Origin of the sequence: Conyzicola lurida (genome assembly GCF_014204935.1) — a bacterium.
GTDB lineage: Bacteria > Actinomycetota > Actinomycetes > Actinomycetales > Microbacteriaceae > Conyzicola > Conyzicola lurida.
In genome coordinates this window covers 2,488,194-2,509,263 of the sequence record NZ_JACHMJ010000001.1, presented here as the reverse complement: position 1 = coordinate 2,509,263, position 21,070 = coordinate 2,488,194, and the positions used below count along the sequence as shown (strand labels likewise).

General features: G+C 68.7%; 20 protein-coding genes. 16 read left to right on the top strand and 4 right to left on the bottom strand.

Features of this window, described 5'->3' with window-relative positions:
- Positions 1-3 precede the first annotated feature (3 nt).
- Positions 4-972 carry a magnesium transporter CorA family protein gene (locus HD599_RS12220; RefSeq protein ID WP_184237950.1) on the bottom strand — a complete coding sequence of 323 codons (969 nt, stop codon included), beginning with the start codon at positions 970-972 and terminating at the stop codon, positions 4-6.
- Positions 973-1,085: 113 nt separating this feature from the next.
- Between HD599_RS12220 and HD599_RS12215 the strand changes: the two genes are divergently transcribed.
- From HD599_RS12215 to HD599_RS12150, 14 genes are all read left to right on the top strand, one after another.
- Positions 1,086-2,657, top strand: a complete 1,572-nt coding sequence (locus tag HD599_RS12215) for an alpha,alpha-trehalose-phosphate synthase (UDP-forming) (protein WP_246376196.1) — start codon at positions 1,086-1,088, stop codon at positions 2,655-2,657.
- Complete coding sequence (gene otsB, locus HD599_RS12210; RefSeq protein ID WP_184237948.1) at positions 2,657-3,472, top strand: trehalose-phosphatase; 816 nt, start codon at positions 2,657-2,659, stop codon at positions 3,470-3,472. Before HD599_RS12215 ends, otsB begins: the two co-directional genes overlap by 1 nt.
- Before the next feature lie 175 nt (positions 3,473-3,647).
- Entirely contained in the window at positions 3,648-6,542 is a 2,895-nt protein-coding gene (locus tag HD599_RS12205) for a Na+/H+ antiporter subunit A (protein WP_184237937.1), read from the top strand.
- Complete coding sequence (locus HD599_RS12200; RefSeq protein WP_184237935.1) at positions 6,539-6,961, top strand: Na(+)/H(+) antiporter subunit C; 423 nt, start codon at positions 6,539-6,541, stop codon at positions 6,959-6,961. Before HD599_RS12205 ends, HD599_RS12200 begins: the two co-directional genes overlap by 4 nt.
- A 2-nt stretch (positions 6,962-6,963) precedes the next feature.
- A complete protein-coding gene (locus HD599_RS12195; RefSeq protein WP_184240594.1) occupies positions 6,964-8,526 on the top strand; it encodes a Na+/H+ antiporter subunit D in 1,563 nt (520 codons plus the stop codon).
- Positions 8,519-9,058 (top strand): Na+/H+ antiporter subunit E, encoded by a 540-nt coding sequence (locus tag HD599_RS12190; protein ID WP_184237933.1) that lies wholly within the window; start codon positions 8,519-8,521, stop codon positions 9,056-9,058. The genes HD599_RS12195 and HD599_RS12190 overlap by 8 nt, the downstream gene beginning before the upstream one ends.
- Positions 9,055-9,423: a monovalent cation/H+ antiporter complex subunit F gene (locus tag HD599_RS12185; protein WP_184237931.1), complete on the top strand. Its 369-nt coding sequence runs from the start codon at positions 9,055-9,057 to the stop codon at positions 9,421-9,423. Before HD599_RS12190 ends, HD599_RS12185 begins: the two co-directional genes overlap by 4 nt.
- Positions 9,420-9,827 carry a monovalent cation/H(+) antiporter subunit G gene (gene mnhG, locus HD599_RS12180; RefSeq protein ID WP_184237929.1) on the top strand — a complete coding sequence of 136 codons (408 nt, stop codon included), beginning with the start codon at positions 9,420-9,422 and terminating at the stop codon, positions 9,825-9,827. Before HD599_RS12185 ends, mnhG begins: the two co-directional genes overlap by 4 nt.
- Before the next feature lie 182 nt (positions 9,828-10,009).
- A complete protein-coding gene (ilvD, locus tag HD599_RS12175) occupies positions 10,010-11,719 on the top strand; it encodes a dihydroxy-acid dehydratase (RefSeq protein ID WP_184237927.1) in 1,710 nt (569 codons plus the stop codon).
- Positions 11,720-11,768: 49 nt separating this feature from the next.
- A complete protein-coding gene (locus HD599_RS12170; protein WP_184237926.1) occupies positions 11,769-13,574 on the top strand; it encodes an acetolactate synthase large subunit in 1,806 nt (601 codons plus the stop codon).
- A gap of 4 nt (positions 13,575-13,578) precedes the next feature.
- Entirely contained in the window at positions 13,579-14,085 is a 507-nt protein-coding gene (ilvN, locus tag HD599_RS12165; RefSeq protein WP_184237924.1) for an acetolactate synthase small subunit, read from the top strand.
- Positions 14,086-14,158: 73 nt separating this feature from the next.
- Positions 14,159-15,184: a ketol-acid reductoisomerase gene (gene ilvC / locus HD599_RS12160; protein WP_184237916.1), complete on the top strand. Its 1,026-nt coding sequence runs from the start codon at positions 14,159-14,161 to the stop codon at positions 15,182-15,184.
- A 101-nt stretch (positions 15,185-15,285) separates the two neighbouring features.
- Positions 15,286-15,969, top strand: coding sequence for a Pr6Pr family membrane protein (locus tag HD599_RS12155; RefSeq protein WP_184237914.1), 684 nt, complete (start codon positions 15,286-15,288; stop codon positions 15,967-15,969).
- A complete protein-coding gene (locus HD599_RS12150; RefSeq protein ID WP_184237912.1) occupies positions 15,966-16,598 on the top strand; it encodes an MSMEG_1061 family FMN-dependent PPOX-type flavoprotein in 633 nt (210 codons plus the stop codon). Before HD599_RS12155 ends, HD599_RS12150 begins: the two co-directional genes overlap by 4 nt.
- Before the next feature lie 3 nt (positions 16,599-16,601).
- On the opposite strand, the gene HD599_RS12145 is transcribed toward HD599_RS12150, so the two are convergent.
- Together HD599_RS12145 and HD599_RS12140 are read right to left on the bottom strand one after the other, a co-directional pair.
- Entirely contained in the window at positions 16,602-16,790 is a 189-nt protein-coding gene (locus HD599_RS12145; protein ID WP_184237910.1) for a hypothetical protein, read from the bottom strand.
- 101 nt (positions 16,791-16,891) lie between these two features.
- Entirely contained in the window at positions 16,892-17,146 is a 255-nt protein-coding gene (locus HD599_RS12140) for a DUF6510 family protein (RefSeq protein ID WP_184237908.1), read from the bottom strand.
- 181 nt (positions 17,147-17,327) lie between these two features.
- Between HD599_RS12140 and HD599_RS12135 the strand changes: the two genes are divergently transcribed.
- Complete coding sequence (locus HD599_RS12135) at positions 17,328-18,335, top strand: 4-hydroxythreonine-4-phosphate dehydrogenase PdxA (protein WP_221420499.1); 1,008 nt, start codon at positions 17,328-17,330, stop codon at positions 18,333-18,335.
- A complete protein-coding gene (locus HD599_RS12130) occupies positions 18,335-19,789 on the top strand; it encodes a four-carbon acid sugar kinase family protein (protein WP_184237906.1) in 1,455 nt (484 codons plus the stop codon). Before HD599_RS12135 ends, HD599_RS12130 begins: the two co-directional genes overlap by 1 nt.
- Here HD599_RS12130 and HD599_RS12125 read toward each other — a convergent pair.
- The gene (locus HD599_RS12125) at positions 19,744-20,922 is read right to left on the bottom strand and encodes an ROK family protein (protein WP_184237904.1); all 1,179 of its coding nucleotides are present in this window, start codon (positions 20,920-20,922) and stop codon (positions 19,744-19,746) included. The genes HD599_RS12130 and HD599_RS12125 overlap by 46 nt on opposite strands.
- Positions 20,923-21,070 lie beyond the last annotated feature (148 nt).

The window sequence follows — 21,070 nt, the reverse complement described above, 5'->3', positions numbered from 1 at the left end:
TGACTAGAGCCAGTCGCGTCGCTTAAACGACAGATACAGAGTGACGGATGTCGCGGCGATCAGCCCCGTCGACAGCCAGACCCCCCACTCCGTGGCGAAGCCGACGAACCTCAGGTTCTGGCCGAAGAAGCCGGTGATCGCGGTGGGCACCGCGATGATCGCCGCCCAGCTCGTCACCTTCTTCATGATCAGGTTCATCCGGTTGCCCTGGATGCTCAGATTGGTGTCGACGATCGTCGCGACCAGGTCGCGCAGGGACTCGGTCCACTCGGTGGCGCGCAGCACGTGGTCGTATACGTCCTGGAAGTACGGCACCATCTCGGGGTCGGTCAGGCCGTTGTCGCGTCGCATCAGCGTGTTCACCACCTCGCGCATCGGCAGCACCGCGCGGCGCAGCTGCACGAGGTTCTTGCGCAGCTCGAACGAGTCGCGCTGGATCTCGTTGCCGTGGTTCTTGCCGTCGAACAGCAGGTCCTCGTGCGCCTCGATCGCGGCGTCGAGTTGCTGCACGGTGTCGAAGTGGCCGTCGACGACCACGTCGAGCAACCCCCAGAGCAGGAACGACGCGCCGTTCACGGCGAGGTCGGGGTTGGCGTCCCAGCGCTGCAGCACGGGGGAGAGGTCGAAGCCCTCGGGGTGCACGGTGACGACGGCGTTCGGCGTGATGAACGCTTTGATCTCGGTCTTGTGCAGCTCGTTGGTCTTCTCGTCGAGGCGCACGGCATAGGCGGCGAGGAACAGGTGGGAGTCGTAGCGGTCGAGCTTCGGGCGCTGGTGGTCGTGCACCGCGTCCTCCACGGCGAGGTGGTGCAGACCGAGCTCCTCCTCGATGGCCGCGAGGTCCTCGGCGGTCGGCGACGTGAAGTCGGCCCACACCGTCGCGTCCTTCTCTTCGCAGTAGTCAGAGATTTCGGCGACGGGGAAATCGGTCTTCACCAATTTTCCCGCGCGGTACAGCCGGGTAGTCACCATTCCGCAATGCTAGGCCCGCCGCCCTAGCAGGTTCGCCGACTCCGCCGTGTCTCCCGGGCACGGCTGGTATCCTGACCTCAGCTTGCCGACGATGGTGCTGGTGCGCGATCCGAATGGAGCACACGCGTTTTATGAACGCCCCCCAAGTAACTACAGACAACAATTCCGCCGAGACCCCGGGCACGGACGCCCTTTACGACTTCGTCGTGGTGTCCAACCGACTGCCCGTCGACCGTGTCGTCGCGCCCGACGGCACTGAGAGCTGGAAGCAGTCGCCCGGCGGTCTCGTGACCGCGCTCGAGCCGATCATGCGCAGCAACGACGGCGCCTGGGTCGGGTGGGGCGGCCAGCCCGACCTCGCCATCGACCCCTTCGACAACGACGGCATCCACATCGTGCCGGTACCGCTGAGCGAAGACGACATCGAGAAGTACTACGAGGGCTTCAGCAACGACACCCTCTGGCCGCTGTACCACGACGTGATCGCGCCGCCCACCTACCACCGCGAGTGGTGGGAGAGCTACGTGGCAGTGAACCAGCGGTTCGCGGATGCCGCGGCCGCCGTCAGCGCGGAAGGCGCCGTCGTCTGGGTGCAGGACTACCAGCTGCAGCTCGTGCCGAAGATGCTGCGCGACAAGCGCCCCGACCTGACCATCGGGTTCTTCAACCACATCCCGTTCCCGCCCTACGGCATCTACTCGCAGCTCCCGTGGCGCGCGGCCATCATCGAGGGACTGCTCGGCGCCGACGTCATCGGCTTCCAGCGGGTCGCCGACGCGAGCAACTTCGCCCGGGCGGTGCGTCGGCTCACGACATCCAGCACCAAGACCACCACGATCGAAGTCGCCACCCCCGGCCAACCGCCCCGCCGCGTCATCGCCAAAGCGTTCCCGATCTCGATCGACTCCCGCTCGTTCGAAGAGCTGGCCCGTCAGCCGCACATCCAGGCGCGTGCCAAAGAGATCCGCGAGGGACTCGGCAACCCGAAGACGATCATGCTGGGCGTCGACCGTCTCGACTACACCAAGGGCATCGGCCACCGGCTGAAGGCGTTCGGCGAGCTGCTCGCCGACGGCCGCATCGAGGTCGAAGACGTCACCCTGGTGCAGGTCGCGAGCCCGAGCCGCGAGCGCGTGCAGGCCTACATGGACCTGCGCGACGAGATCGAGCTCACGGTCGGCCGCATCAACGGCGACTTCGCCACGATGAGTCACACCGCGATCAGCTACCACCACCACGGCTACCCGCGTGAGGAGATGGCGGCCCTCTACCTCGCCGCCGACATCATGCTCGTCACCGCGCTGCGCGACGGTATGAACCTCGTCGCCAAGGAGTACGTCGCGGCCCGCTTCGACGACGACGGCATCCTCGTGCTGAGCGAGTTCGCCGGCGCCTCCGACGAGTTGAAGCGCGCGCTGCGCATCAACCCGCACGACATCGACGGCCTGAAGGAGACGATCCTGCAGGCGATCTCGATGTCGAAGCGCGACCGCTCGGCCCGCATGCGGTCGATGCGCAAGCGCGTGCTCGAGTACGACGTGGCCCGCTGGTCGACGTCGTTCCTCACCACGCTCGCCTCCGTGCACGACCACCGCGAGTCCGTACAGGCGGCGACGCCCGCGGCAGACCCGCTCGACGAACTCGAATGGACGGTGGAGCGGGCCCCGCGCGGAACCGGACTGTAATGGTTGACATCGACACCCCACCCCCGTTCTCCCGACTGCCGGAGCCCCTCATCGGGGCGATGCGCGAGATCACGCGCACAAAGCAGCTGCTCGTCGCCCTCGACTTCGACGGCACCCTCGCACCCGAGGTCGACGACCCCGAGCGCGCCCGCGCGCTTCCCGAGGCCCGCGACGCCGTGCTGCGCCTGCTGAAGATGCCGCACACCCGCGTCGCGCTCGTCTCCGGGCGCTCGCTGGCCAGCCTCGAGCGCGTCTCGATGCTGCCCGACAACGCGTTGCTCATCGGATCGCACGGCATCGAGATCCGTCTCGACAACCCCGACGACGCCATCGGACTCGACGAGGCCGAACTCGAGCGGGTCGAGCTGCTCAAGGACGTGCTCACCGAGGTCGCCGACTCGATCGACCAGGTCTGGCTAGAAGAGAAGCCCGCCGGCTTCGCGCTGCACACGCGCCTCGCCACCGAGCACAACTCCCGAGTCGCCCACCTCGTCGCCCGTAGCGAGACCGCCGCCGAACTCGACAACCTCACGGTGCGCGGCGGCAAGAACGTGCTCGAGTTCTCCGTGCGATCGACCACCAAGGGCGAGGCGATCGAGCACCTGCGCGGGTACACCCACGCGACCGCCGTGTTCTTCGCCGGCGACGACGTGACCGACGAAGACGGGTTCGCCGCGCTCGACGCCGACGACCTCGGCCTCAAGGCCGGGGAGGGCGCGACCCTCGCCAACTACCGGGTCAAGGGCCCGATCCAGGTGGCGCGCGCGCTGACGCTGCTCGCGGACCTGCGCGAGGGCGACGTTCACGAGCAGTAGGGATTTCGACTGGCTCAATCCGCTGGAGCGGGTTGAGCCTGTCGAAACCCACCGACCGCGCACGCGGCGTACTTCCCAGCTGACACCCGGTAAACTGGTGACGCGGCTTCAGGGAAACCCTCCCGAGTAATCTCCAGCGACGTGTACTTGCCGCACTGACGCACTGGGAGCCTCCATGATCGCGATTCTGATCGCCTTCGCAGCCGTTGCGCTGATCCTCCCGCTGGTGCGCCGTTTTACCGGTCGGCTCGTTTTCCTCGTCGCCGCGCTCGTGCCCACCGCGGCCTTCGTCTTCACGCTCACCCAGTCGTCGGCGATGCTCGACGGCGGTCAGCAGGTCGAAGTTGTGCCCTGGGTCCCGCAGCTCGACCTCGCGATCGCCGTGCGGCTCGACACCCTCTCCTGGGTGCTCGCACTCGTCGTCACCGGCGTCGGCGCCCTCGTGCTGCTCTACTGCGCCCGCTACTTCAGCGACTCCGAGGAGGGCCTCGGCCGCTTCGCCTCCGTTCTACTCGCCTTCGCCGGCGCCATGTACGGGCTCGTCGTCGCCGACGACGTCTTCCTCCTCTTCATCTTCTGGGAGGCCACGAGCGTCCTCTCCTACCTGCTGATCGGGCACTACACCGGCCGAAAGGCCAGCCGGGGTGCGGCACTCCAGGCGCTGCTCGTCACCACGTTCGGCGGACTGGTGATGTTCGTCGGTTTGGTGCTGCTCGCGGTGGACACGGGAACCTCGCGTCTCTCCGAGATCGTCGCGCTCGCGCCATCCGGCCCCCTCGTCACCACGGCGGTGATGCTGATTCTCGTCGGCGCCATGTCGAAGTCCGCGATCGTGCCGTTCCACTTCTGGCTGCCCGCGGCGATGGCCGCGCCCACCCCGGTGAGCGCGTACCTGCACGCCGCCGCCATGGTGAAGGCCGGTATCTACCTCATCGCCCGCCTCGCACCCGGCTTCGCCGACACCCCCGGATGGCAGGAGGTGATCGTCGGATTCGGCGTGCTCACCATGCTGTTCGGCGCCTGGACCGCCCTGCGCCAGCACGACCTCAAGCTCGTGCTCGCCTACGGCACGGTCAGCCAGCTCGGCTTCCTCATGGTGGTCGCCGGCTTCGGAACCCGTGACACAGCGCTCGCCGGCCTCGCCCTGCTGCTGGCGCACGCGCTCTACAAGAGCACGCTCTTCCTCGTGGTCGGCATCGTCGACCACTGCTCGGGCACCCGCGACCTGCGCAAGCTCTCCGGCCTCGGCCGACAGGCGCCCGTGCTCGCCACCGTCACCGCCCTCGCCCTCATCTCGATGGTCGGCCTGCCGCCCGCGCTCGGCTTCGTCGCCAAAGAGGCCGTCTTCACATCCCTGCTCGAGGCCGGTGCCGACAGCAGCCCGCTCGGCTGGGTCGCGCTCGTCGGAGTCGCGCTCGGTTCGGCGCTCACCGTGGCCTACAGCGCACGGTTCTTCTGGGGAGCGTTCTCCACCAAGCCGGATGTCGCGCCCGTGAAACCCACGACGGAGCACGCCGACTTCGTGCTGGCGCCCGCCCTGCTCGCACTGAGCGGCATCGTGCTCGGCATCGCCGCCCCGTTCGTCGACACCATGCTGAAGGGGTACGCCGACACCATCCCGGCCACGGGGGAGGAGACGTACCATCTCGCCCTCTGGCACGGCATCGAGCCCGCCCTGCTGATCTCGGCCGGCACCCTCGTCGTCGGCGCCCTCGTCTTCTTCTGGCGCGGACGCTCGCTGCAGAAGGCGCACGCGTCGAAGAGCTCGGCGGCCGGCGCCTACTCGAACGTGCTGCGCGTCATCGACCGCACCGCTGCCCGCACCACGAGCGTCACCCAGCGGGGATCGTTGCCGTTCTACCTCGGCGTCATCCTCACGGTCTTCATCCTCGCCGTCGGCACCGCGCTCGTGCTCAACCGCAGCTGGCCGACCGGCCTCAAGTTCTGGGACTTCCCGGCGCAGGCGGCCATCGGCATCATCATGATCGTCGCCGCGATCGCAGCGACCCGCGCCACCAAGCGCTTCCAGGCCGTGGTGCTCGTCGGCGTCACCGGCTACGGCATGGCCGGGATCTTCGCACTCGAGGGGGCGCCCGACCTCGCCCTCACCCAGATCCTCGTCGAGATCGTCACGCTCGTCGCGTTCGTGCTCGTGCTGCGCCGCCTGCCGGCGCGCCTCGGCGTGCGCAACGGGCAGAGCAACCGCATCGTCCGCGCCACCGTCGCGATCGCCTTCGCCCTCGTGATGGGCGCCGCGGCGATCGTGGCGCTCGGCGCCCGCTCGGCCCTGCCGATCTCGCTCGAGTGGCCCGACCTCGCCTACAACCAGGGCCACGGCCGCAACGTGGTCAACGTGGCGCTCGTCGACCTGCGCGGCTGGGACACGATGGGCGAGCTCAGCGTCATCATCGTCGCCGCCACCGGCGTCGCGAGCCTCATCTTCATCAGCGGCCGCACCGACAACCTGCCGCGACTGCCGCGTCGCGAGGCCAAGCAGAAGATCAAGGCTCAGAGAAGAAGTGCGGATGCCGCGATGGCGTCGGGTGACGACGCCCGTACCTCGTGGCTGCTGGCCGGGCGCACGCTCGCCGCCGGCAACCGGTCGATCCTGCTCGAGGTCGTGGTGCGGCTCATCTTCCACCCCATCCTCATCGTCTCGATCTACCTGCTGTTCGCCGGGCACAACCTCCCCGGCGGCGGATTCGCCGGAGGACTCGTCGCCGGGCTCGCGCTCGTCGCCCGCTACCTCGCCGGCGGCCGGCACGAACTGGGAGCCGCGGCACCCATCGACGCCGGAAAGCTGCTCGGCGCGGGCCTGACCCTCGCGGTCGGCACCGCGCTCGTGCCGATCTTCTTCGGACAGGCCGCGCTGCAGTCGAGCTTCATCGAGGGCGAGGTCTGGCTCTTCGGACACGTCGAGTTCGTGACCTCGACCATCTTCGACGTCGGCGTCTACCTGGTGGTGGTCGGGCTCACACTCGACGTGCTGCGCAGCCTCGGCGCCGAGGTCGACCGCCAGCAAGAAGACGATGCCGACAGCAAAGACGAGCCGGAGAAGGTGACCGCGTGAACATCTCCCTCGTCCTCGTCGCCATCATGGTCGTGCTCTACGCCTCGGGCATCTACCTGCTGCTCGAGCGGAGCATGACCCGGGTGCTGCTCGGCTTCCTGCTCGTCGGCAACGCCACCAACCTGCTGCTCATCACCATGGTCGGCAAGGTCGGCAGCGCGCCCATCGTCGAAGACGGCGTGAGCGCGGCCGACATGACCGACCCGATGCCCGAGGCCCTCATCCTCACCGCCATCGTCATCACCTTCGGTGTCTCGGCGTTCCTCATGGCGCTCATCTACCGCTCGTGGCGGCTCGAACGCGACGACGACGTGGACGACGACGTCGACGATGTCGCACTGCGCGAAGAGGAGGTCGCCGAGCTCGGCGAGACCCTCGAATCCACCACGGAAGACTCAGAGTTCGGGGCAAGTCGATGAACATGAACTTCCTCGTGCCCCTCGTGGTGATGTTGCCCCTGCTCGGAGCGGCATCCACTCTCATTCTCGGCCGACGGCCGCGGGGGCAGCGCATCGTCGCCGTCGGCACCCTCACCGCCGTGCTCGCCATCGGCGTCGTGATGCTGTTCGTCGTCGACGACTCGGCCCCGCTCGCCCTCGAGGTGGGCGGCTGGCAGGCACCGTTCGGCATCGTGCTCATCGTCGACCGGCTCGCCGCCCTGATGCTCGTGGTGTCGGCCCTCGTGCTGCTCGCCGTCCTCATCTTCTCGGTCGGCCAGGGTCTCGCCGACGGCGACCACGAGACCCCGGTCTCGATCTACTACCCGACCTACCTGATCTTGGCGGCGGGCGTCTTCACCGCGTTCATCGCCGGCGACCTCTTCAACCTCTACGTGGGCTTCGAGATCCTGCTGGTGTCGAGCTACGTGCTCATCACCCTCGGCGGCACCGAGGCGCGCATCCGGGCCGGCGTCACCTACATCGTGGTGAGTCTGCTCTCGTCGCTGCTGTTCCTCGCCGCGATCGCGATGATCTACGGCGCGGTCGGCACCGTGAACATCGCCCAGATCTCGGTACGCATGGCGGAGATCCCGCAGGACGTGCAGGTCATCCTGCACGTGATGCTGCTCGTCGCCTTCGGCATCAAGGCGGCGGTGTTCCCGCTGTCGTTCTGGCTGCCCGATTCGTACCCGACGGCCCCCGCACCGGTGACAGCCGTGTTCGCCGGATTGCTGACGAAGGTCGGCGTCTACGCCATCATCCGCACCGAGACGGTGATCTTCCCCGGTCCGGAACTCAATACGCCGCTCATGGTGGTGGCACTGCTCACCATGGTGGTGGGCGTGCTCGGCGCGGTCTCGCAGGCCGACATCAAACGAATACTGTCATTCACCCTGGTGAGCCACATCGGCTACATGATCCTCGGCATCTCGCTCGGCACAGCGGCGGGCACCGGGGCCGCGATCTACTACATCGTGCACCACATCGTCGTGCAGGCGACCCTGTTCCTCGCCGCCGGTCTCATCGAGCGGGTGGGCGGCTCGACGTCGATCACCAAGCTCGGCGGACTGCTCAAGGCCGCGCCCGTGATCGCGGTGCTCTACTTCATCCCGGCGCTCAACCTCGGCGGCATCCCGCCGTTCTCCGGCTTCATCGGCAAGCTCGCGCTGTTCGAGGCGAGCGCCGCACAGGGCACCCCGCTCGCCTACGTGCTGATCGCGGCCGGCGCCCTCGTGTCGCTGCTCACCCTCTACGCGCTGGTGCGGGTCTGGAACATGGCGTTCTGGCGTTCGTCCGACGAGGTCAAGGACTACGACTCGACCCTGCTGCACAACGTCTCGGAGGCCCCGAACGCCCCGGTCATGCAGAAGACCCGTACGGCGCCGAAGCTCATGGTCGCGGCGACCGCGGGCATGGTGGTGGTGAGCCTCGCGCTCACGGTCTTCGCCGGCCCGCTCTACGCGATCGCCGCCCGCGCCGGCGAGAACCTCGAGGGCCCGTCCTTCTACGTCGACATCGTCTTCCCGGGAGGTATCGATGAGTGAGAAAGCCGCCAAGAAGCGGATGCTGCATCAGCTTCCGCTCATCGTCGTGCTCGTCATCCTCTGGATGCTGCTCTGGGGCAACCCGTCCTGGCTCAACCTGGTCACCGGCCTCGTACTCGCCGTCTTCGTCACGCGGGTCTTCTACCTGCCGCCCGTCGACCTCACTGGGCGGTTCCACCCGTGGCACTTCGCGGTGTTCGTCGGCAACTTCTCCTTCCAGCTGGTGACCGCCTCGTTCCAGGTGGCGGCGCAGGCGTTCGCGCCGCGGCCGGTCAAGCGCAACGCGGTCATCGGCGTGCAGCTCTACACGCGCTCCGACCTGATCATGACGCTCACCGCGATCGCGCTGTCGCTCATCCCCGGATCGCTCGTGCTCGAGGCCGACCGTGAGAAGTCGATCCTCTACCTGCACGTGCTGAACACCCCGACGACCGACGCGGTCGAGAACGCCCGCAGCCAGGTACTGCGCATCGAGCGCCGCATCGTGCTCGCCCTCGGATCGCGCGACGACCTCGAGAGGCTGCCCGCATGAGCATCATCTACCTGATCATCGGCGCCCTGTTCACGATCGCCGCCCTGTTCACCGTCTACCGCATCGTGCGTGGGCCGTCGATCCTCGACCGCATGATCGCCTCCGACGTGCTGCTCACCACCCTGATGCTCATGGTCGGGGCCGAGATGGTCTACAACGGCCACACCCGCACGATTCCGCTGATGGTGGTGCTCTCGAGCACCGCGATCTTCGCCACGATCGCCGTCGCCCGGTACGTCTCGAAGCAGGACCGCCCCGACGGCATCCCCGTCGGAGCCGACAGCTCGCTCGGCGCCAGCGCCTCGGCCACCGACGAAACACCAGACACCGAGGCGGATGCCGCGACCGGAAGGCAGGAGCGATGAGCAACGACACCCTCGACCTCCTCGCCGCGATCAGCCTGCTGCTCGGCGCGCTCCTCTCCGTCGCCGCGGGCGTCGGCCTGGTGCGGTTCCCCGACGCGCTCAGCCGCATGCACGCCGCGACCAAGCCGCAGATCCTCGGGCTCATCTTCGTGGTCATCGCGATCGCGCTGGAGTCGCGCACCTGGTCGACGCTGCTGCTGCTGATCCCCGTCGTGCTGTTCCAGATGCTCACCGCGCCGATCTCCGCGCACATGGTGGGCCGCGCGGGCTACCGCACGGGCAATTTCAGCCACGAGCTGATGATCGCCGACGAGCTCGAGGCCGAGGTCGAACGGGCCACCGCGGAGACCCTCGCCGCCGCGCGCGACCCCAAGCGCGGCACCGACGCCGAGCCCGCGGGCTGAGCCGCGCACAGCCTGCCCGCGCGCTGAGGTTTGTCGAGCGCGCGCGTGCTCGTGCCGGCGCGAGCGCCACAAACCTCAGCGCGCCTAGCGCAAACCTCCGCGCGCTCGACGACGCTGAGCGTCGCACGGGCGGCGCCTGCAGACGGCCAACTCACACCCTTCCGGTTCATTACACTCGTAACATGCCGGACACATCCTCTACAGCACCCGATATCAAGCCCCGCTCCCGCACCGTCACCGACGGCATCGAAGCGCTGACGTCCCGCGGCATGCTCCGCGCCGTCGGAATGGGCGACGCTGACTGGGACAAGCCCCAGATCGGTATCGCGAGCTCGTGGAACGAGATCACCCCCTGCAACCTCTCGCTCGACCGCCTCGCGCAGGCGGCGAAGGAGGGCGTGCACGGCGGCGGGGGATACCCGCTGCAGTTCGGCACCGTCTCCGTCTCGGACGGCATCAGCATGGGACACGAGGGCATGCACTTCTCGCTGGTCTCCCGCGAGGTCATCGCCGACTCGGTCGAGGTCGTGATGCAGGCCGAGCGCCTCGACGGCTCCGTGCTGCTCGCCGGCTGTGACAAGTCCATCCCCGGCATGCTCATGGCGTCCGCCCGGCTGAACCTCTCGTCGGTGTTCCTCTACGCGGGCTCGATCGCCCCCGGCTGGGTCAAGCTCAGCGACGGCACCGAGAAGGACATCACGATCATCGACTCGTTCGAGGCGGTCGGCGCGGTCAAGGCCGGCACGATGAGCCTCGAAGACGCCCACCGCATCGAGTGCGCGTTCGCGCCGGGCGAGGGTGCCTGCGGCGGCATGTACACCGCGAACACGATGGCGAGCGTCGCCGAGGCCCTCGGCCTGAGCCTGCCCGGCTCGGCCAGCCCCGCGTCGGCCGACCGCCGTCGCGACTACTACGCGCACCGCTCCGGCGAGGCGGTCGTGAACCTGCTCCGTCTGGGAATCACGACTCGCGACATCCTCACCAAGAAGGCATTCGAGAACGCCATCACCGTCGCCATGGCGCTCGGCGGATCGACCAACGTCGTTCTCCACCTGCTCGCCATCGCCTACGAGGCCGAGGTCGAGCTCAGCCTCGACGACTTCAACCGCATCGGCGACAAGGTGCCGCACATCGGTGACCTCAAGCCCTTCGGCAAGTACGTCATGAACGACGTCGACCGCAACGGCGGCATCCCCGTGCTGATGAAGGCCCTGCTCGACGCGGGCCTGCTGCACGGCGACGTCATGACCGTGACCGGCAAGACCATGGCCGAGAACCTCGCCGAGCTGACCATCGACGAGCTCGACGGCAAGGTGCTGCGCAAGCTCGACAACCCCATCCACGCCACCGGCGGCCTCACCGTGCTGCAGGGCTCGATGGCTCCCGAGGGCGCCGTCGTGAAGACCGCCGGCTTTGACGCCGACATCTTCGAGGGCCCGGCCCGCGTGTTCGAGCGCGAGCGTGCCGCACTCGACGCGCTCACCGAGGGCACGATCAACAAGGGCGAGGTCGTCGTCATCCGCTACGAGGGCCCCAAGGGCGGACCGGGTATGCGCGAGATGCTCGCCATCACCGCCGCCATCAAGGGCGCAGGGCTCGGCAAAGATGTACTACTCTTGACGGACGGCAGATTCTCAGGCGGCACAACCGGACTGTGCATCGGCCACATAGCTCCCGAAGCAGTAGACGCAGGTCCTATTGCCTTCGTGCGCGATGGTGATCTTATACGGGTCGATATCGCAGCTCGCTCGCTCGACCTACTTGTCGATCCAGCAGAGCTGGAAGCTCGCCGCATCGGCTGGGCTCCCCTTCCCCCGCGTTACACCCGAGGTGTTCTCGCCAAGTACGCGAAGCTCGTGCACTCCGCCGCCGAAGGCGCGGTCACCGGCTAAGCAGTCTGGCCGGCCCGCCATCAATCACCGTCAAAGGATCGACACTTCTATGTCCACGGAACCACACCCCGTGCCAACAGCCAAGGCCCGGCCGCCGCGGCCCGCCGAACCGGAAATCCTCACCGGTTCCGGCGCGGTACTGCGCTCGCTGAAGAACCTCGGAATCACCGACGTCTTCGGCCTGCCCGGCGGCGCCATCATCCCGTTCTACGACGAGCTGATGGCCGACACCGACATCCGCCACATCCTCGTGCGGCACGAGCAGGGTGCCGGCCACGCGGCCGAGGGCTACGCGGCCTCGTCCAACCGGGTCGGTGTCGCCATCGCGACCTCCGGCCCCGGCGCGACCAACCTCGTCACCGCGATCGCCGACGCCTACATGGACTCGGTGCCGCTGCTGGCCATCACCGGCCAGGTGTTCTCGACCCTGATGGGCACCGACGCGTTCCAGGAGGTCGACATCATCGGCATCACGATGCCGATCACCAAGCATTCCATCCTGGTGAAGGATGCCGCAGACGTGCCCTCCGCGATCGCCGCGGCGTACCACATCGCGACCACCGGCCGCCCTGGCCCCGTGCTCGTCGACATCACCAAGGACGCGCAGCAGAAGTCGGCGCCGTTCATCTGGCCGCCGAAGGTCGACCTGCCGGGCTACCGTCCCGTCACGAAGGCGCACGGCAAGCAGATCCTCGCCGCCGCGGAGCTGCTCGCCGCGGCATCCCGCCCCGTCTTCTACGTCGGAGGCGGCGTCATCCGCTCGCAGGCGTCGGACGAACTGCTCGTCCTCGCCGAGAAGACCGGCGTGCCCGTCGTCACCACCCTGATGGCGCGCGGCGCGTTCCCCGACTCGCACGACCAGCACCTCGGCATGCCCGGCATGCACGGCACGGTCCCGGCCGTACTCGGCCTGCAGGAGAGCGACCTCATCATCGCCCTCGGCGCGCGCTTCGACGACCGGGTGACCGGTAAGACGAGCGAGTTCGCGCCGAACGCCAAGATCGTGCACGTCGACATCGACCCCGCCGAGATCGGCAAGATCCGCGCGGCCGACGTTCCGATCGTGGGCGACGCGAAGGAGGTCATCCTCGACCTCATCGCCGCCTGGGGCGACGTCGCCGCGAACACCGCCCCCGACTACACGGAGTGGTGGACGCGCCTCAACGGCCTCAAGGAGCAGTTCCCCCTCGGCTACACGATGCCCGACGACGGACTGCTCTCCCCGCAGCAGATCATCGAGCGCATCGGCCAGATGACCGGACCCGAGGGCGTCTACGCCGCGGGCGTCGGCCAGCACCAGATGTGGGCCGCGCAGTTCATCAAGTACGAGCGCCCCAACTCGTGGCTCAACTCCGGCGGCGCCGGAACCATGGGCTACGGCGTTCCCGCCGCCATGGGCGCGAAGGTGGCCCAGCCGGACCGCGTCGTCTGGGCGATCGACGGCGACGGCTGCTTCCAGATGACCAACCAGGAGCTCGCCACCTGCGTCATCAACAACATCCCGATCAAGGTCGCGATCATCAACAACTCGTCGCTCGGCATGGTGCGCCAGTGGCAGACCCTGTTCTACGACGGACGCCACTCGTTCACCGACCTCAACACGGGGCACGGCACCGCGATGGTTCCCGACTTCGTCAAGCTGGCCGACGCGTACGGCGCGCTCGGTATCCGGGTGACGAAGCAAGAAGAGGTGGATGCCGCCATCCAGCTCGCCCTCGACACGAACGACCGTCCCGTGGTGATCGACTTCATCGTCAGCCGTGACTCGATGGTGTGGCCGATGGTCCCCCAGGGCGTCAGCAACTCGGCCATCCAGCACGCCCGCGATATCGCCCCCGAGTGGGAAGAGGAGTAGACCCATGAGCCACGTCCTTTCCCTCCTCGTCGAGGACAAGCCCGGCCTGCTGACCCGCGTCGCCGGCCTGTTCGCGCGTCGCGGCTTCAACATCGAGAGCCTCGCCGTCGGCAAGAGCGAGATCCCCGGCCTCTCCCGCATCACCGTCGTGGTGGATGTCGAGGAACTGCCGCTCGAGCAGGTGACGAAGCAGCTCAACAAGCTGGTCAACGTCATCAAGATCGTCGAGCTCGACCCCGGCCAGTCGGTCACCCGCGAGCACATGCTCATCAAAGTGCGCGTCGACAACACGACGAGGTCGCAGGTACTCGAGGCCGTCACGCTGTTCCGTGCACGGGTCGTGGATGTCGCAACCGACGCCCTCGTAATCGAGACAACGGGCGACAGCGGCAAGATCCAGGCGTTCCTGCGCATCCTCGAGCCCTACGGAATCAAGGAGATCGCCCAGAGCGGCCTGCTCGCCATCGGCCGCGGCAGCAAGAGCATCACCGAGCGCGTCTTCAAGAACTAGTTCCCCGCGGGTCGAGCGCGCCTCGGCCCCGTCAACGTATTACCTCAGAACCAACGAAAAGAGAGAAAACAAAGTGACCGAAATCTTTTACGACAAAGACGCCGACCTCGCACTGATCCAGGGCAAGAAGGTCGCTGTTATCGGCTACGGCTCGCAGGGCCACGCCCACGCGCAGAACCTGCGCGACTCGGGTGTCGAGGTCGTCGTCGGCCTCAAGGAAGGCTCGAAGTCGAAGGTCAAGGCCGAAGAGGCCGGCTTCACCGTCCTCCCGTCCGCCGAGGCAGCCGCCTGGGCCGACGTCATCGTCATCCTCGCCCCCGACCAGAGCCAGCGTCACCTGTACGCCGACGACATCGCGGCGAACCTCTCCGAGGGCAAGGCGCTGGTCTTCGGCCACGGCTTCAACATCCGCTACGGCTACATCACCGCCCCCGCCGGCGTCGACGTGCTCCTCGTCGCGCCCAAGGGACCGGGTCACACCGTGCGCCGCGAGTACGAGGCCGGCCGTGGCGTTCCCGTCATCGTCGCCGTCGAGCAGGACGCCACCGGCGCCGCGTGGGACCTCGCCTGGTCCTACTCCAAGGCGATCGGCGGCCTTCGTGCCGGCGGCATCAAGACCACGTTCACCGAAGAGACCGAGACCGACCTGTTCGGCGAGCAGGCAGTTCTCTGCGGCGGCGTCTCGCAGCTCGTCCAGTACGGCTTCGAGACCCTGACCGAGGCCGGCTACCAGCCGCAGATCGCGTACTTCGAGGTGCTGCACGAGCTCAAGCTCATCGTCGACCTCATGTGGGAGGGCGGCATCGCGAAGCAGCGCTGGAGCGTCTCCGACACCGCCGAGTACGGCGACTATGTCTCCGGCCCGCGCGTCATCACCCCGGACGTCAAGGAGAACATGAAGGCCGTTCTCGCCGACATCCAGAACGGTGCTTTCGCCGAGCGCTTCATCGCCGACCAGGACGCCGGAGCTCCCGAGTTCCTCGCCCTCCGCGAGAAGGGTGCCGCGCACCCCATCGAGGCCACCGGCAAGGAACTCCGCGCGCTCTTCGCGTGGAAGCAGCAGGACGCCGATTACACGGATGGCTCCGCCGCCCGCTAGTCGCCCGCTCTAGACCAGCGCCCGTCCCCCTCCGCCACAAGCGGGGAGGGGCGGGCGTTTTTCCGTCCCCTCCACCGGCGGCGCGGCTACGAATAACGGGTATGACATCCCCATCGCGGCGCACCCTCGGTGCCCTCCGCATCGCAGCCGCCACCGTCGTGCTCGCCACGGTCGTCGTGCAGATCGCCGACCGTCTGCTCAACGACGCGTTCGACCCTGCCGAGTACTTCAGCTACTTCACGATCCAGTCCGGGCTGATCACCATCGTCGTGCTCGCCGTCGGCGGCGCGCTCGCGCTACGCCTGCCCCGTGACACCGCGCTGTACACGACGGTCCGGCTCGCCACCGTCGCCTACGCGGTCGTGACCGCCGGTGTCTACAACCTCCTGCTGCGCTACGTTCCCTACGAGGGGTACCAAGGACTCCAGTGGCCGACCGAGGTGCTGCACGTCTGGATCCCGCTGTTCGTCGTGCTGGACTGGTTGCTCTCGCCGGGCCGGGCGTCGCTCCCGTACTCGGCGCTGCGCGTCGTCATGGCGTATCCCGTCGCCTGGCTCGGCTTCACCCTGCTGCGCGGCGCGGTCACGGCGGTCTACCCGTACCCGTTCCTCGACCCGGCGACCGCGGGGTGGGGGAGCGTCGCCGTCTACATCGTGGGACTCAGCGCGTTCATCCTCGGGATCGCCGCGCTCGGCATCCACTACAGCCGGCGTCGTGCGCGCCCGGTCGCCGCGTCTCGTCGACCCGGCCGCATTCACGGCGCGCATGCCAGTATGGGGAGATGACGGAGCGCGGAACGGCGATCACCACGGTCGAGGAACTCGAGAGCGTCGTCGGTACCCCCACGCAGCGGGCGGCCGACAAGGTGCGACGCGAGCTGCATGAGATGGACCTGCGCTGGCTCGCCGGGTCGTCGCTCGTCTTCATCGCGACATCCGACGGTCACGGCAATCTCGACGTTTCTCCCAAGGGGGATCCCGCGGGATTCGTGACGGTGCTCGACAACACGACCATCGCGATCCCCGACCGTCCCGGCAACCGGCGGGTCGACGGGTTCCGCAACATCCTGGTGCACCCGTACGTCGGTCTCGTCTTCCTCGTCCCGGGCCGCGGCGACACGCTGCGCATCAACGGCCGGGCGACGATCGTGCGCGACGCCCCGTTCTTCGACGAGATGGTCGTGCGCGAGCACCGGCCCGATCTCGCCATCGTCGTCGACATCGAGGAGGTCTTCTTCCACTGCTCGAAGGCGTTCCTGCGCTCGCAAGCGTGGGACCCCGCGGTCTGGGACGAGTCGGCGGTGCCGCGCCGGGCGGAGATCGCCCGGGCGGTCGAGCGGCCGGGGGACTCGATCGAGGTGATCGAGGAGCACTACGGCCCGAAATACGCGGAGTCGATCTACCTCAAGGCGTAGCGGCTACAGGAAGCTGACGACCGCCCACACGGCGGCGGCGGCGACGACGATCCAGAATCCGGCGCTGGCGAGCACAACGAGCTTCCACCCCCGGAATCGGTGCTCGTTGCGCTCGCCCTCTGCGGCGCCGGCGGGGAGGAACCAGATCGGCTCGTCTGCCTCCGTCTGACCCTCCGTCGCCGTGTCGTGCATTTGTCCCCCCACGCCGTGCGACGCCCCTCGCGTCTCCTGCCACGGTAGGGCCCGCTCGGCGTCGGCGGCATTCCCGCGAACTGGGGGTCGCTCCTGGCCGGTCACACCGGTATCCGGAGGAATCCGACGCCGCGGAACTCGAGGCGCATGTCGGCGGCCGTACGGACGAGGGTCAACAGCACGCTGTCGCACTTCGGGCAGCGCACCACCAGGTCGGTGCCCGACTCGTAGACCATGGCGCGGGCCAGCACGGACTCGTCGCCGCAGCCGACGCAGCGGCCCGTGGCCGTCGTGATGTCGGCGCGGAACAGCTCGGACATCGGTCCGGCCAGTACGTTGCCGTCGACGTGCGTCATGAGTCTCCCGTTCGTGGGGCCCTGCAATACGCAACATCCTACCGATCGGCCGCGGCAGTGGCGAGGGTGCCCGGTCGTGTCTGACCGCGGCCATTCAGCGAAATATGTTTTCCATGATGGAAATGATATTGTGATCGCACCCGGCCGGTGATCTGCTCCGGCCTCGAAGGAAGACACGGTAATGACGCCCAGTTCACCCCTCCCCGCCGCCCCCTCCCGCGTGGCGATGACCACCGGCGACCCGGCCGGGATCGGCCCCGAGCTCATCGCCCGGCTGCTCACGGAGATCGCCGGCGACACCGACCACCCCGTCGTGGTGTTCAGCACGGAGGCCGAGCTCGAGCGCGGTTTCGCGCAGGCCGGCACCGGTGCCGACCGTGACGCGGTCGACCGCGCCGGCAACATCGAGTTCGTCGACACGGGGCTCGACTTCGACGGCATGCCCGTCGCCGAGGCATCCGAGCGCGGCGGCCGCTGGGCCCTCGACCACCTCGAGTTCGCGCTCGCCGCCTACGAGCGTGGCGAGGTGGACGCGGTCGTCTTCGCCCCGTTGAACAAGTCGTCGTTGCACCACGCGGGCATGCACGAGAACGACGAGCTGCGCTGGTTCGAGAAGCGCCTCGGCGTGACCGGCGTCGTCTCCGAGCTCAACGCGATCAGCGGCCTGTGGACCTCGCGCGTCACCTCCCACGTCTCGCACCGCGACGCCCCCGCTCTCATCACCGCCGACAAGGTGCTGGGCGTCACCAGACTGCTCAACGCCTACCTCGTCGGGTCGGGCGTGGCCGCGCCGCGGATCGCGGTCTGCGCGCTCAACCCGCACGGCGGCGAGAGCGGCAAGTTCGGCCGCGAGGAGATCGACGAGATCGCCCCCGGCGTCGCCCTCGCCCGCGAAGCCGGCATCGACGCGGTCGGGCCGTTCCCAGCCGACACGCTCTTCCTGCGCGCCCGCGACGGCGACTTCGACGGAGTGGTCACGATGTACCACGACCAGGGCCAGATCGCGATGAAGATGATCGGCTTCGACGGAGGCGTGACCGTCGAGGGCGGGCTCGGCATCGCCGTCTGCACCCCGGCCCACGGCACCGCATTCGACCGCGTCGGTGCCGGCACCGCCTCGGTCGCCTCGACGCGCAACGCCTACCTGCTGGCGCGCTCGCTCGCCTCGACGAGCAACCTGACGGCCTGATGTCGCGCGGCAATCTCGACGCCGCGCTCGCGTCGGCTCCGCCATCCCGAGCCGTCGACCAGACGGCACTCGAAAAAGCGGCCCGGGATGGCGCGACCGTCGTGATCCTCGACGACGACCCCACCGGAACCCAGACCGTCGGCGCGCTGCCGATCGTCACCCGCTGGGAGGCCGAAGACCTGCGCTGGGCGTTCGACCAGCCCGGCGTCGGGTTCTGCGTGCTCACCAACACGCGCAGCCTGGGTGCCGCCGACGCCCGGGCCCGCAACGCCGACGTCGTGGCCGCGGTACACGCGGCCGCGGCCGGCCGGCCCTACGTCGTGATCAGCCGTGGCGACTCGACCCTGCGCGGCCACCACATCGACGAGATCGACGAGGTGGGCCGCACGCTCGCCGCGATCGGCTGGGGTGCGGTCGACGCCGTGCTCGTCGTGCCCGCGTTCCCCGACGCGCGCCGCATCACCGTCGACAGCACGCACTGGATCGTCGACGACGGCGAGTACCTGCCGGCCGGCGAGTCGAGCTTCGCCCGCGATGCGACGTTCGGCTACCGGTCGTCCGACCTGCGCGAGTGGACCGAGGAGCGCTCGGCCGGCGCCCACCCCGCCGCCACGGTGCAGCGCATCACTCTCGACGTCGTGCGCGGCCCCCACGCCGGCCTCGTCGCGGCAATCGTCGCGGTCGCCGGAGGCGCGCACGTCGTTGTCGACGCCGCCGACGAGAACGACCTGCGCTGCATCTCGGCCGCGGCCATCGCCGCCGAGGCCGCGGGACGCCGCCTGCTCTACCGCACGAGCCCGGGCCTGTTGCGCTCGCGTCTCGGCCAGCAGCCGAATCCGCCGTTGTCGGTCCGGGATGTCGCGGCTGCCGTCGCGCGCGCCACCCCCGACACGGCGCACGGCCTCGTGGTCGTCGGATCCCACGTGCCGCTGAGCAGCCGGCAGCTCGCCCGGTTGCTCGAGAGAGACCCCGGCATCGAGCACATCGTGCTCGACGTGCCGTCGCTGCTCGACCCGCAGACCGCGACCGCCGCCCTCGACGACGTCGTGCAGCGCGCGGCGTCGGCCCTCCTCGCGGGCGACGTGGTGCTGTCGACCTCGCGCGCGCGGGTCGACGGCGCGGACGGCGACGACAGCCTGCGCATCGCGCGCACGGTATCGCAGGGCATTGTCGCGGCCACGGCCGAGATCCTGCGCGTCGCCCGGCCGTCGTTCCTGATCGGCAAGGGCGGCATCACGTCGAGCGACCTCGCCACCGGCGCGGTCGGTCTGCGACGTGCCACGATCCTCGGCTCGCTGCTGCCCGGCATGGTCTCGGTCTGGCAGTCCGGCGACGGCAGTGTGGATGACGCAGCCGACACCCCCTACGCGGTGTTCCCGGGCAACGTCGGGGGAGACGACGCGCTCGCTCAGGCGGTCGCGGCCTTCCGCGCCGGGGCGAACTCGACCGGATAGGTGTCCAGGTAGTCCTGGATCGCGACCACCGCGCCGCCGCGGGCCCACTCGTAGAAGTCCATGGGCTCGATGCGGGTCGCGATCGGCCGCGCCCAGACGGGGCGGTCGACGGCGATGCCCGCGGCGACGGCGTCGGGCGCCGTGGTGGCGAGCGCGATGCCCTCGCCCGAGAGCAGCACGTCCTGGATGCCGGTGAGCATCGAGACCGAGGAGATGAGCCGGCCGAGCGCTTCCGCGGACTCGGTGACGACGCGGCTCGCCACCGGGTCGTTCGCGCTGGCGAGGGCGAGCACCTCGTCGTAGCCGACGACACGGCCGAGGCCCATCGACACGGACTGGCAGATGCTGCCCGACGACAGGTAGGCCATGGCGCAGCCGCGGTGGCCGTCGACGCAGAGCGGGCCGGTGCGGTCGATCACGAAGTGTCCGGCCGTGGGGGTGTTCGGGTCCTCGCGGCGCACGACGCGGTCGTGGATCACGAGGGCACACCCGATGCCGAGCCCGACGGTGATGAGCGCGAAGTCGGTGTGGCCGCGGCCCATGCCGAACCAGTGCTGGGCCTGGGTGAGGGAGAGCACGTCGTTCTCGACGACGGTGCGCAGCCCGGTGGCCGCCGCGACCGTGCTGGCGAGCGGCACGTCGTGCCAGTCGAGCGAGCGGGAGACGCCGACGGTCTGACCGTCGAGTGAGTGGCCGCCGAGGGCGACGCCCATGCTCTCCACCGTCTCGTGCGCGGCGAGCGATCCGGCGATTTCCGCGATCGCCGCGGCGACGCTCTCGGGGTCGGTCGAGGTCAGCGGCAGAGTGGCGCGCTCGACGATCTCGGCGCGGGCGTTGGTGACGACGGCGTAGAGCACGTCGAGGTTGACCTTGACCCCGAGAAAGCGCAACTCGGTCGAGACGTCGAGCGGCCGGGCGATGCGGCCGTGCACGGGGTCGGCCTGCGGTTCGCCCTCGACCAGGAGGCCGGAGTCGACGAGTGGCTTGGCGAGGCGGGTGAGGCTCGCGGGGGAGAGGTCGAGGCGACGGGCCACCTCGCTGCGGGAGAGCGGACCGTTCTTCACGACTTCCCTGGCGGTGGCCCTGGCTGACTCGATGGCCATCGTTCCAGGAGCGACTTCTCTGACACTCACGATTCACACCCTACTGGCGCCCGGCGGGACGCATAGCTCTCACGACTATTGCTTCATCCTCAATAATAATCCCCGCTGTCCTGCATTCAGGGCAGGCGATTTTGCGGCGTTTTGATCGTGAAACGTCATCGACTTGACGCGAAGTGTT